A 16658-nucleotide genomic window follows, 5' to 3' on the forward strand; every position below is an offset into this window, starting at 1 on the left:
CCTTGCGGTTTAAGTGATTAGTTTGAATGTTGTCCGTTTGCCATTTGTAATGCGACTTCAATGGCATATTCAAAGCTACGTACATCCGCTTTACCCGTCCCGGCCAAATCAAGCGCAGTACCGTGGTCGACTGAGGTGCGAATGAACGGTAAACCTAAGGTGATGTTTACCGCATTACCAAAGCCCATGTGCTTTAAAACAGGTAGGCCTTGGTCGTGGTACATCGCCAAAACGGCATCGGCTTGTTCGAGGTATTTAGGGGTGAATAGGGTGTCTGCAGGCAGTGGACCGCTGAGATGCATCTGTTTACCCAAATTTTCCAACACCGGTTCAATCACATCGATCTCTTCTCGTCCCATATGACCACCTTCACCGGCATGCGGGTTGAGTCCTGTCACGAGGATGTGTGGGTTTTCAATACCAAACTGGGTTTTTAAAGCGTGGTGGGTGATATTCAAAACATCGGTTAATAACGGTTGGGTAATGGCTTTTGGAACATCCGCTAAAGGTAGATGGGTGGTGGCCAATGCAACCCGTAAACCTGGTGTCGCTAACATCATGACGACTTGCTTGGTATTGCTGTCTTCAGCTAATAGTTCGGTATGCCCGGTAAACGGCAAACCGGCTTCATTAATCACGCCCTTATGTACCGGGCCAGTGACCATGCCGGCAAATTCATGTTGTAAACAACCTTGAATAGCTCGTTTAAGCATTTTGATGACATAATCGGCATTAGCCGGATTAAGCTGCCCATCCACAACCGCTTGCTGGGTTGTGATCTCATCTAATTTTAACGTCTTGGCTTTACTTGGCTGAGCCGGTTTTTTGGCATCATAGGTGATGAACTCAACCTCTAACCCCAAACGTTTAGCACGATGTTCAAGCAAGGCCTTGTCGGCAATCACAACCAATTCAACCGGCCAGTCTTTTTGGGCGAGTTGCAGTACTAAGTCCGGGCCAATCCCGGCAGGTTCGCCAGAAGTAATCACTAAACGTTGTGTCATTTTCATTTCCATTATTCTGTTTGGGTTCTAACCAGGCCTGGTCATGACAGGCTTTCTAAGCTAAAAAGCAGGGCGTTCACGCCAAAGCGATTCATTCATGAATTGGCTGTTGAACACTCTGCTTTTAATGTCATTCGGTTATTAGTATGTCGACTTTTTAAAGTAGGCCGAGTTATGTGCGTTATGGTTGAATCTGAATGAACGCCTCATCCTTCAAACGGCGTAACCATAAATCAAACATTTCATTCGCCTTACGAATACGAATCGCCTGAATCGCTTTTTGAGTTTCATCTTCATTGGCGGTACTGGTTTCACGAACATCATCTAAATACAGAATCATCCACCCTTTGTCGGTTGCCAACGGAGGTAACGCATTTTTGATGGATAAGTTGGCGACATCTTCACGAATGACGGCTGGAATCTTATCGATGGTACGCCAACCTAGGTCACTGTCAGCATTGACTTCAGCTGGGATGTCTGGGTATTTGTTAAATAATTCTTGGAAATCCTGCATGCTATTGAGCGACTCAGAAAGTTTCATTAAGCTAGCTGGGATTTGGCTACGGTTGACATCATCGCTCAAAACAATAAAGCGATAAAGGTGATATTCGGTAATCACCGCTGCGGCGCCGCTATCCTGTTTATCGGTCAGTTTGATAAGGTGGAAGCCGCTCGCGCTTTGGATGATTTGGCTCACTTCACCCACCTTTAAACCTTCTAAAGCATCGGCAAAAAAGGTCGGAACCTCCTCTTCATTCATCCAACCTAAGTCACCACCAGTCAGGGCTTTACCCCCATTAGAGTAGCGTACCGCCAGTTGGCTAAAGTCTTCACCAGCTTGAATACGTTTTTGGATGTTTTGAATTTCATTCAAGGCTTTTTCGCGTTGTTGCGGGGTCGCCGATTCAGGCAAGGCGATGAGAATGTGGCTGAGTTTCACTCGTACATTCTTTTTAGCCAATTGTTGGCGCTTCAAGTAATTTTGAATCTCGCTTTCCGTCACATGCGCTTGGCTGATGACTTCTGCTTCTCTTAATTTCTGAATCAACAATTGTTGTTTGATTTTTTGACGTGCTTTTTGAAATCCATCCGCCATTTCAAGATTTAGACGGTTGCGTAATTCGAGTAAAGATAAGTTGTTCTGTTCAGCGATTTTTTGCATCTGCTCATTAATTTCATCATCACCCACCGTTAAGCCTATTTGTTGGGCACGCTCTTCTTGCAACACTTCCAAAACCAAGCTATCCAAGACTTTTTGCTGCAGTGCCTGGGCATCATTAACCGGAATGTTTTGGGCGGCAAGAGCTTGGGCTTGCTCATACATCTTGGCGGTTAATTCACTTTTAAGAATCACGCGGTCATTGACGACGGCCACAACCTTGTCGAGCAGAACATCTTCTGCTAAAGCGTTTGAGTTAAATGAACCCACAATCGCTAAACTGGTGAAAAGTGAAAACAGAATTGAATGAAGCGTTTTTTTCATGCGTTTGCCTTTAAAGGAACCTGAATGTCATCTAATAAACATGAAAATTCAGGTATCAACATCTCGTTAAAAATTGAGTTTTTCGGTTAAAGCTTGTTTAAATTTAGAGCCAGAAGAACTTAAACCTTTAAGTTCAAATTGCACTTGAATTCCGTCATTATACAAGCCATTTTCAAGTTGTGTACGTTCTGCAATAAATTCTGCGGCCCAACAGCAACTGTCGTAGCGTAATCCCAATTGCATTTCATAAAAATCTTCTTCACGTAAGTCATAACTGCTGTAAATCCCAAGGTCCCATTTAGAGTTGATTTTGGTATAACCTCCAAAGGAAAGCATCTCGGTTTCAAAGGCGGTGCCTTGATTGTTTAAGGTATGGTTGAGAAGAGCTAAATCATCATTTCGTTGCCACTTTAAGCGAGTGTTGGCATTGGTTAAGTGTTGGTCGTGACTGTCTAACTGGGTTGTTGATGCAAAATACCACTCATTGAAGTTCAGCCCTAATTTGACAAAAATATCAGAAACCTTGTCGGTTTCTGGGATGTTGCTTAAGGTGACTCTGCGGTCTTCTAAATAGGCGATTTGTCCTACACCGGCTTCGGCGATTGGACGTCCTTGTGGGCTGAGTAGTTTAGAGGTCAAAGCCGCCGAAACCTGACGGGTATCACCAATACGATCCGCTCCGGTAAAACGGTTCAGCGCAAATAGGTTGCTAAAGTCCAAACTGCGGTCAGCCGTATCAAACAATGTGATATTCGATTGGTCTTCATATGGGGTGTACAAATATTGAACTTCAGGTTCAAGAGTTTGAATGTAGTTCTGTTTGTTAAACTCAAAATCACGTTCAAAAATTAGACCACCTCGTACCGCCATTTGAGGGATAAAACGAGTGATGGTGTTTTGGTTTGGTTCATTGAAGCCGTCATCACGCATGTTGTATTGGGTTTGGTTCGCCACCAAGGTGGTTTTAAGGTGGGCATAGCTGTTTTGAATCTGGTAACTCAATGTTGGGGCGGTATGAAAACGTACCGCCTCATATTTATTGGTAACGGCAACTGGAGTGACAAAATCAGTCACGGTTGCGGCGATTTCAAAATCGAAATTGCCTAGATATTTTGCATAACTTGCGCCTATTTCAGGGCGTTTTTCATAGTTGATGGCCGCATTTTGTAAACGTAGATAGCTCAGGAGTTGAATGTAAGCGCTAAAGGCGTTGTCTTTATAATTGATTTGGGCGTTACGTTGCTTTTGGGTCGCGGTTTTTAAATTGTTCTGCACTGGAATGTCTGCAAAGAAACTTTCATCGGAGACCTCATCCCAGTTTAAGGTACTGCTGAAACCATATCCCCAGTTTTGGTTGGCTTCAATGCTCGCTCGCCAACGTTCGGAACGTTTGTCTCCGTAAATCAAATTACCATCCAAATCGCTCGACACAATGCCTTCAGAAGCGGTCAGGTTATCTTGTAAACCGGTTAGGGTGATTTTCGCACCGTGAGTAATGTCGTTGTTTCTGGCGATATATCTAAATTCATTTTCCAACGCCAAGCCCCGTTGAGTCATCGGGATTGCCGTTAGGGTGTCGTCCATATTAGCGGCGATATTGAAGTAGTAAGGCATTTTGACATATTGGTTCGACTCGTTTTGGGTCAACGATTTGTAGCTCCCAATTTCCGGGAACAGCAAGCCGCTGGCACGGTCATCCAAAGGGTAGTCAAAATACGGGGTATAGAAAATAGGGATGTCTTTAAAGTATAGGGTGGTGTTTTTACCGACAACTCGGCGAGTCTTATTATCAATGGTCAACTCATCAAACTTCAGATCCCAGTCGACAGATTGATCTGAATTAAGCTTACAGGTCGTTAGGCTGGCTCTTGCTAACGCGGCTTGTTGCGCTTTTTGGTCTATTTGAATGTTTTTTGATTTGCCATGGGTTCGGCTAGGAAGAATCTGATAACGTGTGTTGTTCAGAACGGCGGTTTCTTGTCGGTTATTAACGCGCGCGTTATCTGCGGTAATGATGAGTTCCGGTTGATGAAGCTCAACATGTCCGTTGAAAACCGCGGTTTGAGTCTGTTTGTTGAGAACCGCTTCATCACTCAACACCACCAGGCCTGGTTGATTTAAATTGGCATGCCCTTGTAGCAGATATTCATTTTTACTCGGTTGTAACAGGCTATCGGCTTCTATATGTTGCGGAGGATTTGTTTGCTTTGGATCTTTAGCGGTGATTTTTTGAGGCTTTGCAATCAATTGTGGAGCGCAAGGGTTGGTTGTATGGATGTTTTCACCGACTTGAACCGTTTTATAATCCTCTGACCAGGCCTGGTGAGGGAAAAAACAGAGCAAACACAGTATTGTATTTAGTCGAATGTGAGAGGTAACTGTGTTTTTGATTGTCATGCTTGTTCTATTTTTAATTACTTTAGGCACTATTAAAATGTGACGCATAATTTGACATCTAATAGAGAATCATTAATTATTCACGAACTGCTTATTTTAACCGAGTATTTAGCGAATGACTGAAAGATTTCAAATGATGTTGGATTGGTTACAAAACCTGCCGATTTTACAAGATTGCGACCTAACCGAACCTGTCCCAGCATCGAGTGATGCGAGTTTTAGACGATATTTTAGAATCGAAGTCCAAGGGACATCCGACCATAACAGCTTCATAATCATGGATGCGCCTGTGGAGCATGAGGATTGTCGTCCATTCATTGCGGTATCCGAACAGTTGATAAAAATGGGCTTAACGGTACCAGAGGTATTGGAACAGGATTTGAATCAAGGTTTTTTATTGTTAACCGACCTTGGAAATACCACGTATCTTTCGGTATTGCAGGCTGCAGAGGACGAGACTGTAGATCAACTATATGGTGATGCTTTAACTGCATTGGTTGCTTTACAAACCAAAGGGGATAAAGCCGCTTTAGACTTGCCTGCTTATAATGAAAAACTGTTGATGACCGAGATGTCACTGTTTTCAGATTGGTTGTTGGGCACACATCTGGAAATCGGTTTGAATCAATTTGAGCAACAGGCCTGGCAGGATGTGCAACAGACGCTAGTCCATTCCGCTTTAAAACAGCCGCAAACGTATGTGCATCGTGATTATCACAGCCGTAACTTGATGGTCTTGGATAATAGCCATCCAAAGATGCGTAATCCCGGTATTCTCGATTTTCAAGATGCGGTCAAGGGGCCTTTGACTTATGATGCGGTCTCTTTACTGCGCGATTGCTATATCGCTTGGCCGCAGGAACAGGTGGTGGAGTGGCAGCGTGATTACTTCTTACAACTCTGCCAAACTCAGCTGTTGCACCGTGATGAATGGTCTGCATTTCAAAAGTCCATGGACTTAATGGGAATTCAACGCCATCTGAAAGCATCTGGGATTTTTGCCCGACTATTCCATCGTGATGGCAAAGACGGTTATTTAAATGACATTCCTTTAACCTTGGATTATCTGCTAAAGGTTGGAAGCAAGTATTCAGAAACACACGCTTTGGTTGATTTGGTAGAGGCTAAAGTGCTGCCTGAATTAGCCAAAATCAACCGTTAACAAGCTTTTTTCATCCAGAAGATAGGAATAATCGTGAATTCAAAGCCCTCAAATCAAAAAACGATTAAAGCGATGATTCTGGCTGCCGGCCGCGGTAAGCGTTTGCGCCCCATAACCGACACCACACCAAAACCTTTAGTGCCTTTATGCGGCAAGCCTTTGATTGAATATCATATTGAAAAGCTCGCAAAAGCGGGGGTTCGAGAGATTGTAATCAACCATGCCTGGCTAGGAGATAAAATCGAGCAGCAACTTGGGGACGGTTCCCGTTGGAATGTGCGGATTCATTACTCTCCTGAACCTGAAGGCGGGTTGGAAACGGCAGGGGGGATTATCAATGCGTTACCGCTACTTGGCGAGCAACCTTTTTTGCTGCTGAATGGCGATGTCTATTGTGAGATGGAATTTGATTCCCTGGTCGATATCGCCCAAAATTTAGTCGCCGCTAATGACACCAATTTAGAAACAGATAAACGACAACAGTATCAATCGTTAGGTCATTTAGTCTTGGTGCCAAGTCCAGAGCATAATTCAAAAGGGGATTTTGGGCTTGATGAAAACTTTTTGGTAGAGCCTCAAGGTGAGTTGACCTTCGCCGGTTTGAGTGTGTTGAGCCCTAAACTTTTTGATGGCATGAGTGTGGATTTCATTCCACTTGCGCCGATTCTTCGTCAAGCCATGGAAAACGGTTTATTAAGCGGAGAAGTTCAGTATAGCTTATGGTCTGATGTGGGGACATTAGAGCGTTTGCACGAAACGGAACGCTGGATTGCTCAAGACTGACTTTTGGCTAAAAGGGTGTTGTCCTGAATATTATGCTTCAGGAATACCAATCTCCCCACCGTTAATGCTTAGATAGCCATCAACCACATCTTGGTAAAGTTCCATCATGATCTCTTTTTCTTGGCCAAAGCAGCGCATACGATGCGAAATGTAGCCAACCAGATTGCCGGCCTCATCCTTGATCGGTCCGACATTGGCTCTTAACCAATAATAGTCGCCGTTTTTACGGCGATTTTTAACGATTTGTGACCAGCTTCGACCTTGTTGAATGGTTTTCCACATATCGGCAAAGACACCTGCTGGAACATCGGGATGTCTAAGGATGCTATGAGGTTGTCCCAAGAGCTCATCGGCAGAGTAGCCGCTACAATGCACAAATGCATCGTTGACTTTCGTTATCGTGCCGCGCAAATCCGTTTCTGACATAATGACCATACCTTCTGGAATCAAAAACTCGTTGTCAGTCACAGTAATGTTGTCTTTCACTTTTTAATCCTTGGAAAATCATCTATCGTCGGCACGGTGTGTGCGGTTATGGACATAATAATTAGCGAAGTGTAACAAGATTTCGTTTTAATACCATAAAACCTTTTTAATAGTGTGGATAAAAATAATTAAAGTATGGTTCGTATCAATAAGTGGTTAAGTGAAATGGGGGTTTGCTCACGAAAACAGGCGGATTGCCTGATTATGTCTGGCCAGGTGTTGGTAAACCAACAACCGGCCTCTTTGGGCATGAAAATCCAGGCTGGGGATCAAGTGATGGTGAAGGGTGAAATGATTGAAACGATTCCAGCACCGATATTTTTGCTTTACCACAAGCCAGTTGGGGTGGTTTGTACCCATGATTTATCGGTCAAAAACAATATCGAGCAGGCCGTTCAATTTCCGCAACGTGTTTTTGCGGTAGGGCGTTTAGATAAAGCTTCGGAAGGATTGATGTTATTGACAAATCAAGGTGACAGCGTCAATAAAATTATGCGTGCAGAGAACCATCATCAAAAAGTCTACCGGGTTTGGGTTGATAAATCGATTACAGATGATTTTCTGATCAAGATGGCTAATGGTGTGCCGATTTTAAATACCGTGACTTTACCGTGTCAGGTGGATTTTGTTGATGAATACCAAGATAAAACCGTTTTTGAAATCAGCTTGAGACAAGGATTGAATTTGCAGATTAGAAGAATGTGTAAGGCTTTAGGCTATCGAGTTTTACGTTTGCAACGAATTAAAATCATGCAGTTTGAGCTATTGGGTTTGCCACTAGGTGAGAATCGGGTTTTGGATGACGAACAGATTAAATTATTACAGGATTCAATCGAAAACTCGATTAATGAGGTTTAAGAAATTTTGTGCTTAATTTGAAATAACTTTTAATCGGATAAGACTTGGATTTATCGGTTAGAGTTATAAAATGAAATCAACCCAATTAAGCAAACAAAATAAATAGAAAGGATTATTAAATGAGTCATAAACACAAAGCGCTTATCGAAAAAGTATTTGCTCATCCGATTGCAACGAATATTGATTGGAAAAAATTATCACATGCATTAGAGCATTTTGGAGCGACGATTGAAGTTTCAAATAGCAACAAAGCGAAAGTGTTTTTAAAAGATCAAGAGATTGTTTTAGGATTGCCACATCATGGACATGAGTTGGCGGATAAGGCTGAAATCACTAAGCTACGCCACTTCTTAGAGTCTGTTGAATTGACTCCAGACGCTATCTAAGTGTGTGCTTATATCTGGATAGTGAATAACTTTTAGTATATAAGATAAGTGGTGTGTGTCATGTAAGGTAAATACAAACAAGCACCACAAAAGCAAAAAGGCCTGCATATGCAGGCCTTTTTTATGTCATGGTTATTGGAAAGAATTAACCTTCAACAACAACGATGTTCTCTGCTTGAGGTCCTTTTTGACCTTGAGTCACAGTGAACTGAACTTTCTGACCCTCTGCTAGAGTTTTGAAGCCAGATCCTTCAATTTGACTGAAGTGAGCAAATACATCAGGTCCTGAATCTTGTGCAATAAAACCAAAGCCTTTTGTTTCGTTAAACCATTTTACGGTGCCAGTAGTGGTAGACATAATCTAATCCTAATTTTTTCATAAGTAAAACATGCCTGATAATCAGGCGGACATTCTGAAGATAGTGCAGTTACTTATGGAGATCAGAGCGAAACGAAAAACCGGCCGAAATGGAAAAACAAAAATAAAAGCATTTAATCTTACGTCAATCATTATATACACATTTAGTAAGATTAAAAGTGAAATTAATATGACATCCTAAAAAATAATTTGAACCTATTTCTTAGGCTGTGTTTTCTTCTAATTTGTTGAAATAAAACGGTTTTATGTGTTTATTGTTTGTCTTGATGGCTTAGCGGTTGTTGTGTTTGTTAATCCACCAGCCAAATGCCGCACCACTAAAAAACATAATTAATGAATAGGTTATGGCAGGAATCATCATGATTTCATTGCCTATTAAGCTACCGGCAACTAACAGTGCTAAGGTTCCGTTTTGGATTCCCACCTCAAATCCAATGGAAACGGCTTGCGCATGGGTCAGTCTGGCCAACTTAGCCATTTGGTAGCCAATCACTAGCACGACAATATTCAACAATAAAGTAGCTAGGCCAGCTTGTGCAAAGAAGTTCAGCATCTCATCCTTATTCTTCATCGCGATTAGGGCGATAATCAGAATCAAGAATAATACCGAGAACCATTTTAAGAAGTTTTCCAATTTGCCGGCAAAGTTTGACCAGCGAGAGAGGACAAACATGCCTATAGCGACCGGTATCACGGTAATGACCAGTAATTGCACAATGGTCTTTATAACCGGCAGGCTAAACTCACTACTGTTTGCCATGAAAAAACTCATGCTCAAGGCGGCCATAACAGGAATGGTAAACGGGGTGATGACACTCACTACCGCAGTAAGGCTGATAGAGAGAGAAACATCACCTTTGGATAGATAGGTGAACATATTCGAGGTTGCGCCGCCAGGAGCAAGTGCAATGATCATCAAACCAACCGCAATTTCGGGTGGAAGTTGCAGCGCAATCGCGATAATGAATGCCGCCAACGGTAGAATAAGCATTTGCCCAATCAAGCCGATAGCAACCGCTTTAGGCGATTTAACGACGTTTTTGAAGTCGGCAATCTTGAGGGATAATCCCATGCCAAACATAATCAAGAAAAGTGATAGCGGCAAAATGACTTTGGTTAATAGGTCGGGTGACATAGAGGTTCCTATTGATAAATTGATGATTATTGGTAGTTATTGATGTGGCATTGTATTCGAACTGATCAAAAAATCTATCATCTTAATTAATCTTTACAAACCAAGTCTGGCATTGCATCGTTTATAATTTGAGCTATTCTGGATAAAGTAAAGGGTTTTCACATGTTAATGGTTGTCTCACCGGCAAAGGCTTTAGATGAAACTTCTGCGGTACAAACGAATCTACATACTCAGGGGGCTTTATTGGATGAAGCCGCGCAATTAATTGATGAGTTGAAAGGGGTTGGCCCTGTTGAAATCGGCCAGATGATGCATATCAGTGAAAAACTTTCTGAACTGAATTACGAGCGTTTTCAGGAATGGAACTTACCTTTTCCAGCAGGCAAGGCCAAACAGGCTGCCTGGTTGTTTAAAGGCGATGTTTATCAAGGTTTGGATGCGTATTCTCTGGATGCCAACGGAATCGATTATATTCAAAAGCATTTAGCGATTTTGTCTGGTTTATATGGTTTATTGAAACCTTGTGATGATATGTTGCCTTATCGTTTAGAGATGGGGACAAAATTTGCCAATCAGAAGGGCAAGGATTTATATGCTTTTTGGGGCAGTAAAATCACTCAACAATTAAATAAATTACTGGCGGAACAAGGCAGCAATACCTTGGTTAACTTAGCGTCAAATGAGTATTTTAAAGCGGTTAAGAAAAAAGAGCTTAATGCTCGAATCATTACACCCATCTTCAAAGATTGGAAAAACGGACAATATAAAATCATCAGTTTCTATGCCAAAAAAGCGCGTGGTTTAATGGCGCGTTATGCAGCGGATCATCAAGTTGAAAATGCAGAAGAGTTAAAATACTTCGATACCGACGGCTATAAATTTGACCCGCAAATGTCTTCTGAAACCGATTGGGTCTTTACCCGAAAAGTGGAAGCGTGAAGCGCGACTAAGTAACAGCACAAACCAGCAAAAATGCTGGTTTTTTTGTTTCATTAATTTAATATTGATGTTTCATAAATCCAAGCAGATAACATCAAACAAGACAGGGAAAGCCTCTTATGAACAATAAGACACCGCAAGCTGGAATATTCAATGAAAATGAACGTCATATGCATTTTTTGGAATATGTTTTGACCAGCGATAATATTGTCTTAATCAAACAAGCCATCAGCAAGGCGTTGGAGATTGAACAGTCAGAACAGCTGACTTTGGTAGTCAGTTTTGGTAAACAGGCCTGGCAGAAACTGCAATCTAACTGGACGCCTGCGACACTAGAAGACTTTACCGAAATAAAAGGCAAGCAAGGGCATATTGCCGCGGCCACCCAAGCGGATGTTTTCTTTTGGCTACAGGGTGAGGATATCGGCGATGTATTTGATGCCGCAATGCATATTCATCACGCTATGAAACAAATTGCCAATTTAACCCTTGAGCAACAAGGCTTCGATTATCATCATAAAAAAGACTTGATTGGCTTTGAAGATGGCACTGCCAACCCGAAAACAGACGAACTAAAACGTGCAGCGGCGGTTATCCCAAAAGGCCAACCTGGTGAGGGCGGAAGCCTGGTATTAAGTGAGAAGTGGGTGCATGATATGGATAAGTGGGGAGAGGTTCCCGTGCACTGCCAAGAAGCCATTGTGGGTAGAACCAAGATAGAAAACGAAGAGTTGCAGGGTGATGCCATGCCACCGGACTCGCACGTTAGCCGTACCGACTTGAAGGTGGATGGTGTAGCCATGAAAATCTATCGGCGTTCTGCACCTTATGGAACCGTGCAAGAAAACGGCTTGATGTTTTTGGCGTTTGCTTGTGAATTGAAACGTTTCACTAGCCAATTGGAAAGTATGTATGGTTTGGCGGATGACGGCATGATTGACCAGTTGCTCAACTATTCAAAAGCGGTGTCTGGCTCTTACTGGTTTGCGCCGGCCGTCGAAGATTTACAAACCATGCTCAAATAAGCTTGAACTTTTTAAGCTAAAAATAACTGTTAGAGAGGTGAGTTGATGTTCGGTTTTATAGTCGCTTTATTGGTTTTGGTATCCGCGGTTGCCACCTATAAGTATTTAGATTGGGGTGTTTTGCAGATTATAGGTGTCGCGTTTGTGGTGGCCCTGGTTTATGAAATCGATGAAAAAGGTGCGGTTTGGCGAAAAACCTTATGGTCATCGCTGGCATTTTCAGCAATGGTGTTGGCACATTTTTGGATAACCGACAATTCGGTTTACTGGATAGAGGTTGCAGGTTCTGTGCTGCTCTTTATGCTTGCCGTCGCGTTGCTATTTGGTATTTTAGGCCATAAGCCAGGTGATGGCAGTGTGCTGACCGTCTATTTTTTAGGCTTGGTCATCATCGTGCCAATAGCTGGAATTCTGATGTATAAGGGCTTGGCGGGTGTTGGGTATTTATAACTGATATGTTTTGGCCTGGTTGGCAATCGAATTGAATCAACCAGGCCTGGTAAAAATATAATCGAGTTGGGTAACCGTTTAATCGATTAATGTCGATTATTGAACGGTCGGTTTTTCCTCCGCAAACAGCGCATCAATATCTTCTTTATTGAAACGCATATGGAAATTGCACATTTCGTTATGAATCACAATTTCACCTTGCTCTTCAAGAATGTGACGTACCTCAGCCTCTCCCAATGATTTAAGCATATTGGTGACACGCTCTTCATCTTTTGGACATTCATAAGCCACTTCTTCAGCGGTAAATAACTCCAATACTTCTTCATGGAATAAGCGGTGCAACAGTTCTTCCGCCGGAAGGGTGGTGAGCTCTTCATCTTTTACCGTCGTGGTCAACTGCAAAATTCGATCCCAGCCATCTTCATCATGGCCATCGGTTTCAGGCATTTTTTGAATCATCACGCCGCCCAAACTGGTTTCATCAGCGGCCAACCAGATTTTAGAAGGTAGTTGTTCTGATTGGCTTAAAAAGGTTTCAAACGCTTCAGCAACCGTGTCGCCTTCGCGAGGCACGTAAGATTGGAAATGATGTTGGGTTTGCGTGTTTTCCAGCGTCATGAGAATCTGACCATCGCCTAACAGCTCATCCAAAGTTGTCTCGGTGGTGATAGCTTGATTGGTTTTGGCCACACCACGGATTTTAAGGTCGTGAGTGACATCGACAACCAATAAGGTGATAGGTCCTGACCCCTGAACTTGCAGGGTAATACGTCCTTCGTGCTTCATGCCGTTGGCCATTAAAACCGACATGGCCGTCAATTCACCTAGCAGTTTGATTATCGCCGGTGGATAGTGACGCTCTTCAATCATCTTCTGCCAGCTTTGTTGTAGCTGGATGTGTTGGCCACGAATATTCAGCTCTTTGAATAGAAAGCGTTGCACAGCGTTTAGCGTGTTGACTTGTGACATAGTGGTTCTCGTAAATTAATATTTAGTGGTTTTATTTCATTGCTTGAATGCTTAAGCAAGTTCTTTCGCTTGTAAGTCCGCGTGGTAGGATGAACGCACCATTGGGCCGGATGCCACATTGCTGAAGCCCATGGCATAACCTTCATCTTCTATTTGCTTAAACTCTTCCGGTGTCCAATACTTTTTCACACCTAAATGGAAGTCGCTAGGTTGTAAATATTGGCCTACCGTCAACATTTCAACATCATGTGCCCTTAAATCACGCATGACTTGCAGGAGTTCTTCCATGGTTTCACCCAAGCCGACCATTAATCCAGATTTGGTGACCACCTCGGGGTTCATCGCTTTAAAACGTTTTAACAAATCTAACGAGGCCTGGTAATCCGCGCCAGGACGGGCTTCTTCGTATAAGCGGGGTACGGTTTCGAGATTGTGGTTGAGAACGTCAGGCGCAGATTGCGAAAGTGTTTCTAAGGCAACTGACAGGCGGCCACGAAAATCCGGCACCAGGGTTTCAATTCGCAAGTTAGGCAAATTCGTCCTCAGTTCGCTAACGACATCGGTAAAGTGTTGAGCACCGCCATCGCGTAAATCATCACGGTCAACAGAAGTTATCACCACATATTTCAAGTTCATCGCTTTGACGGTTTCAGCCAAGTGTTTTGGCTCATTGCGATCAAGCGGTTTTGGGCGGCCATGGGTGACATCGCAGAACGGGCATTTGCGGGTACAGATGTCGCCCATAATCATAAAGGTTGCCGTGCCGTGGCCAAAACATTCACCTAAGTTCGGGCAAGAAGCCTCTTCACAAACAGAGTGCAGGCCTTTTTCACGCATAATGTTCTTCAGCTCAGTCACACGATGCATGTCTTTTGCTTTGGGCAGCTTGGCTTTAATCCAACGCGGTTTTTGAAGTTTATCCGCGGTTGGGTCTGGGCGATGCTTCAGTGATTTGGTTTTATATTGACCCTTTGGCATAGCTTGCAGTTGTTCTTTCAAACTTTTACGGTTGCCGATAGCATCAATGCCAATTTCTTGTATTTGTGGAGGGTTAGACATAAGTTTTACGAGTTTCTAAGCGAATAATAGGAGGTATTATAAAGGATTAGGAGCAAGGATTCGTATTAAGGATTAGAATTTAGTGGTTTAAAGTCTTGATTCTGTGGCTAAGAATCTTGGCGATAGCCAGGCCTGCTTGTTCATTGCTAGGGCAATTTTTTGGGCTGACTAATTCGGCGACCTGGGTCATGAGCATGCCTTGTAAACCACAAGGGTTTACTTTCTGGAAAGGGGATAAGTCCATGTTTACGTTCAAAGCCAGGCCGTGATAGCTTTTTTGTCTGCGGATTTTAAGTCCTAATGATGCGATTTTGTTGCCCTCGACATAAACGCCGGGCGCATCGGCACGTGCCTTGGAATCAATGCCTAGTTGCGCCAGGTAATCAATAATGCTGTTCTCTAACGCTGTAACAAGCGCCCGCACCCCTAATTGATTGCGTTTTAAATCCACCAGAACATAAACCACACTTTGTCCTGGACCATGGTAGGTGATCTGTCCGCCTCGGTCGGTTTGTACGATGGGGATATCGGTCTGCTGCAACAGATGTTCGGCTTTGCCGTTTAATCCTTGGGTGAAAACAGGAGGGTGTTCAACCACCCAAAGTTCATCTGGGGTGTTTTCATTGCGATTATCGGTAAACTCCTGCATGGCTTGCCAGCAGGCCTGGTAAGGCTGTTGCCCCAGGTTTTTGATAATCATCGACATGGTCATGGAAACAAGAAGTTGCCGCCATTAAAGCGACATAAGCACTTCAGGGTGTTTTTTCAAATCACCGTAAATACCGTGGATTTGTTCCAAGCAGGTGGCGTATATCGTGACATTGACCGAGATGAATTTTCCCCCTTTAGAGTTGGTGATATGAATATTATCTCTTGGGGTGTTGGGTGCGTATCTGCAAGCGATTTCATAAACCACTTCTACAAGGGATTCGCTATTTTTTCCCATAGCTTTAAGTCTGAAGTCACATGGGAATTCAATCAAGGATTCATTGTCGGGGGTATGTAAATCTTTTGTCATAACTTAACCTAATAGATTTCAATTCGAAAATTTAAATGAATATATCCAAACGATTATTTCTTACTTAATAAGGTAAATCAGTTCGCATCATTCAGTTGTTGAATGAATTGTTGTTTATGCTCTTGAAAAAACTTATGCATTTGTAACCACACTTTACCAGGCTTTCCATCGCCAACCATTTTGCCGTCTAACTGTGTGACGGGAAGCGCCTCTTTGGTCGAACTGGACAGCCAGATTTCGTCAGCCGAATTCAACTCTTCCAAGCTGATCTGTTTTTCAACAATAGGCATGTTTTGTTGTTCGGCAATCGACTCTATGACCATGCGTGTGATGCCAGGCAAAATCGAGTGGCTATTTGGCGGGGTGATCAAAGTGCCGTCTTTGACGATAAACGTGTTACTTGCGGTACCTTCGGAAACCACGCCTTCACGGCTGACCAAAATGGCGTCATCCGCACCTTGGGCTTTAGCGGCTAATTTCATCATCACATTGGGTAGTAAAGTAATGGCCTTAATATCGCAACGTAACCAACGAATATCCTCTAAGGTAACGACCTTGATTCCGTTTTCAATGATGTTTTGTGCAACCGGTTTTAATGGATTGGTATATGCATAAACCGTTGGTGTGAGGCAATCGGCCGGTAGATGGTCGCGTTGCATCTGTACGCCACGGGTAACTTGCAGATATAAATATTGGTCATTCCATGGATGTTTAGCCACTAGGTTTTCCAGTATTTCTAGCCATTCGTCATCGCTGAAAGGGTTAACAATGCTAGTCGCCTGTAGGCTGTTTTTTAAACGTTGTAAATGTTCCTCAAAGCGGAAGATATTGCGCTGATAAACCGGAATGACTTCATAAACACCATCACCAAATAAGAAACCACGATCTTGCGTAGAAATTTGAGATTCCGCCATAGGAAGGAAGCTTCCATTTAAATAAACGATTTGTTGGCTAACGCTATTGGTCATGATGTTTCCTGTAATGACGTTAAATGATGAGTAAGCTGCTATCAGCTTAAAGGTGTTTAAAATAATGGCGTAATTATAATCCAGTATCTTTTTGGAGATAACTAAAAAGCGGTTTAAATTACTGGATAAAAAGAGGGGGTTGAAGTGTTTTGGATTG

18 protein-coding genes are annotated in these 16658 nt (G+C 42.9%); 7 read left to right on the forward strand and 11 right to left on the reverse strand.

Annotation, left to right across the window (positions count from 1 at the left end):
• Positions 1-17: 17 nt before the first annotated feature.
• From pdxA to L6421_RS03230, 3 genes are all read right to left on the reverse strand, one after another.
• Entirely contained in the window at positions 18-1010 is a 993-nt protein-coding gene (gene pdxA / locus L6421_RS03220; RefSeq protein ID WP_255695498.1) for a 4-hydroxythreonine-4-phosphate dehydrogenase PdxA, read from the reverse strand.
• Positions 1011-1185: 175 nt separating this feature from the next.
• The gene (locus L6421_RS03225) at positions 1186-2487 is read right to left on the reverse strand and encodes a peptidylprolyl isomerase (protein WP_237263158.1); all 1302 of its coding nucleotides are present in this window, start codon (positions 2485-2487) and stop codon (positions 1186-1188) included.
• A 66-nt stretch (positions 2488-2553) separates the two neighbouring features.
• On the reverse strand, positions 2554-4884 hold the full coding sequence (locus tag L6421_RS03230) for an LPS-assembly protein LptD (protein WP_237263161.1): 2331 nt from the start codon (positions 4882-4884) through the stop codon (positions 2554-2556).
• A gap of 115 nt (positions 4885-4999) precedes the next feature.
• On the opposite strand from L6421_RS03230, the gene L6421_RS03235 reads away from it, so the two are divergent.
• Both L6421_RS03235 and murU read left to right on the forward strand, forming a co-directional pair.
• On the forward strand, positions 5000-6046 hold the full coding sequence (locus L6421_RS03235) for an aminoglycoside phosphotransferase family protein (protein ID WP_237263162.1): 1047 nt from the start codon (positions 5000-5002) through the stop codon (positions 6044-6046).
• 33 nt (positions 6047-6079) lie between these two features.
• Positions 6080-6829: an N-acetylmuramate alpha-1-phosphate uridylyltransferase MurU gene (gene murU, locus L6421_RS03240; protein WP_311195291.1), complete on the forward strand. Its 750-nt coding sequence runs from the start codon at positions 6080-6082 to the stop codon at positions 6827-6829.
• Between the two features lie 30 nt (positions 6830-6859).
• On the opposite strand, the gene L6421_RS03245 is transcribed toward murU, so the two are convergent.
• Positions 6860-7315, reverse strand: a complete 456-nt coding sequence (locus L6421_RS03245) for a PAS domain-containing protein (protein WP_237263163.1) — start codon at positions 7313-7315, stop codon at positions 6860-6862.
• Positions 7316-7450: 135 nt separating this feature from the next.
• Between L6421_RS03245 and L6421_RS03250 the strand changes: the two genes are divergently transcribed.
• Together L6421_RS03250 and L6421_RS03255 are read left to right on the forward strand one after the other, a co-directional pair.
• Complete coding sequence (locus L6421_RS03250; RefSeq protein WP_237263165.1) at positions 7451-8173, forward strand: pseudouridine synthase; 723 nt, start codon at positions 7451-7453, stop codon at positions 8171-8173.
• Positions 8174-8292: 119 nt separating this feature from the next.
• A complete protein-coding gene (locus tag L6421_RS03255) occupies positions 8293-8559 on the forward strand; it encodes a hypothetical protein (protein ID WP_237263166.1) in 267 nt (88 codons plus the stop codon).
• 145 nt (positions 8560-8704) lie between these two features.
• Here the strand turns inward: L6421_RS03255 and L6421_RS03260 are convergent, their stop codons facing one another.
• Together L6421_RS03260 and L6421_RS03265 are read right to left on the reverse strand one after the other, a co-directional pair.
• Entirely contained in the window at positions 8705-8917 is a 213-nt protein-coding gene (locus L6421_RS03260; RefSeq protein ID WP_237263168.1) for a cold-shock protein, read from the reverse strand.
• A 292-nt stretch (positions 8918-9209) separates the two neighbouring features.
• Entirely contained in the window at positions 9210-10073 is an 864-nt protein-coding gene (locus L6421_RS03265; RefSeq protein ID WP_237263170.1) for a bile acid:sodium symporter family protein, read from the reverse strand.
• A 162-nt stretch (positions 10074-10235) separates the two neighbouring features.
• On the opposite strand from L6421_RS03265, the gene yaaA reads away from it, so the two are divergent.
• From yaaA to L6421_RS03280, 3 genes are all read left to right on the forward strand, one after another.
• On the forward strand, positions 10236-11012 hold the full coding sequence (gene yaaA / locus L6421_RS03270; RefSeq protein ID WP_237263173.1) for a peroxide stress protein YaaA: 777 nt from the start codon (positions 10236-10238) through the stop codon (positions 11010-11012).
• A 119-nt stretch (positions 11013-11131) separates the two neighbouring features.
• Positions 11132-12037 (forward strand): Dyp-type peroxidase, encoded by a 906-nt coding sequence (locus L6421_RS03275; RefSeq protein WP_237263175.1) that lies wholly within the window; start codon positions 11132-11134, stop codon positions 12035-12037.
• A gap of 45 nt (positions 12038-12082) precedes the next feature.
• A complete protein-coding gene (locus tag L6421_RS03280; RefSeq protein ID WP_237263176.1) occupies positions 12083-12487 on the forward strand; it encodes a hypothetical protein in 405 nt (134 codons plus the stop codon).
• A gap of 96 nt (positions 12488-12583) precedes the next feature.
• On the opposite strand, the gene hslO is transcribed toward L6421_RS03280, so the two are convergent.
• The 5 genes from hslO to dat all read right to left on the reverse strand — a co-directional run bounded on the left by hslO (position 12584) and on the right by dat (position 16501).
• On the reverse strand, positions 12584-13456 hold the full coding sequence (gene hslO, locus L6421_RS03285; RefSeq protein WP_237263177.1) for an Hsp33 family molecular chaperone HslO: 873 nt from the start codon (positions 13454-13456) through the stop codon (positions 12584-12586).
• A gap of 51 nt (positions 13457-13507) precedes the next feature.
• Positions 13508-14515: a lipoyl synthase gene (lipA, locus tag L6421_RS03290; RefSeq protein WP_237263180.1), complete on the reverse strand. Its 1008-nt coding sequence runs from the start codon at positions 14513-14515 to the stop codon at positions 13508-13510.
• A gap of 79 nt (positions 14516-14594) precedes the next feature.
• Positions 14595-15215 carry a lipoyl(octanoyl) transferase LipB gene (gene lipB, locus L6421_RS03295; RefSeq protein ID WP_446033473.1) on the reverse strand — a complete coding sequence of 207 codons (621 nt, stop codon included), beginning with the start codon at positions 15213-15215 and terminating at the stop codon, positions 14595-14597.
• Between the two features lie 33 nt (positions 15216-15248).
• On the reverse strand, positions 15249-15533 hold the full coding sequence (locus tag L6421_RS03300) for a YbeD family protein (RefSeq protein ID WP_237263182.1): 285 nt from the start codon (positions 15531-15533) through the stop codon (positions 15249-15251).
• Between the two features lie 77 nt (positions 15534-15610).
• Positions 15611-16501: a D-amino-acid transaminase gene (dat, locus tag L6421_RS03305; RefSeq protein WP_237263184.1), complete on the reverse strand. Its 891-nt coding sequence runs from the start codon at positions 16499-16501 to the stop codon at positions 15611-15613.
• Between the last annotated feature and the right edge of the window lie 157 nt (positions 16502-16658).

Origin of the sequence: Thiomicrorhabdus immobilis, from assembly GCF_021654855.1 — a bacterium.
GTDB classification, from domain to species: domain Bacteria; phylum Pseudomonadota; class Gammaproteobacteria; order Thiomicrospirales; family Thiomicrospiraceae; genus Thiomicrorhabdus; species Thiomicrorhabdus immobilis.

What these genes read in the sequence shown, in the direction of transcription:
- pdxA (WP_255695498.1), bottom strand. Translation starts at nt 1,010, where the DNA reads ATGAAAATGACACAACGTTTAGTGATTACTTCTGGCGAACCTGCCGGG.
- L6421_RS03225 (WP_237263158.1), bottom strand. Translation starts at nt 2,487, where the DNA reads ATGAAAAAAACGCTTCATTCAATTCTGTTTTCACTTTTCACCAGTTTA.
- L6421_RS03230 (WP_237263161.1), bottom strand. Translation starts at nt 4,884, where the DNA reads ATGACAATCAAAAACACAGTTACCTCTCACATTCGACTAAATACAATA.
- L6421_RS03235 (WP_237263162.1), top strand. Translation starts at nt 5,000, where the DNA reads ATGACTGAAAGATTTCAAATGATGTTGGATTGGTTACAAAACCTGCCG.
- L6421_RS03250 (WP_237263165.1), top strand. Translation starts at nt 7,451, where the DNA reads ATGGTTCGTATCAATAAGTGGTTAAGTGAAATGGGGGTTTGCTCACGA.
- L6421_RS03255 (WP_237263166.1), top strand. Translation starts at nt 8,293, where the DNA reads ATGAGTCATAAACACAAAGCGCTTATCGAAAAAGTATTTGCTCATCCG.
- L6421_RS03260 (WP_237263168.1), bottom strand. Translation starts at nt 8,917, where the DNA reads ATGTCTACCACTACTGGCACCGTAAAATGGTTTAACGAAACAAAAGGC.
- L6421_RS03265 (WP_237263170.1), bottom strand. Translation starts at nt 10,073, where the DNA reads ATGTCACCCGACCTATTAACCAAAGTCATTTTGCCGCTATCACTTTTC.
- yaaA (WP_237263173.1), top strand. Translation starts at nt 10,236, where the DNA reads ATGTTAATGGTTGTCTCACCGGCAAAGGCTTTAGATGAAACTTCTGCG.
- L6421_RS03275 (WP_237263175.1), top strand. Translation starts at nt 11,132, where the DNA reads ATGAACAATAAGACACCGCAAGCTGGAATATTCAATGAAAATGAACGT.
- L6421_RS03280 (WP_237263176.1), top strand. Translation starts at nt 12,083, where the DNA reads ATGTTCGGTTTTATAGTCGCTTTATTGGTTTTGGTATCCGCGGTTGCC.
- hslO (WP_237263177.1), bottom strand. Translation starts at nt 13,456, where the DNA reads ATGTCACAAGTCAACACGCTAAACGCTGTGCAACGCTTTCTATTCAAA.
- lipA (WP_237263180.1), bottom strand. Translation starts at nt 14,515, where the DNA reads ATGTCTAACCCTCCACAAATACAAGAAATTGGCATTGATGCTATCGGC.
- lipB (WP_446033473.1), bottom strand. Translation starts at nt 15,215, where the DNA reads ATGATTATCAAAAACCTGGGGCAACAGCCTTACCAGGCCTGCTGGCAA.
- L6421_RS03300 (WP_237263182.1), bottom strand. Translation starts at nt 15,533, where the DNA reads ATGACAAAAGATTTACATACCCCCGACAATGAATCCTTGATTGAATTC.
- dat (WP_237263184.1), bottom strand. Translation starts at nt 16,501, where the DNA reads ATGACCAATAGCGTTAGCCAACAAATCGTTTATTTAAATGGAAGCTTC.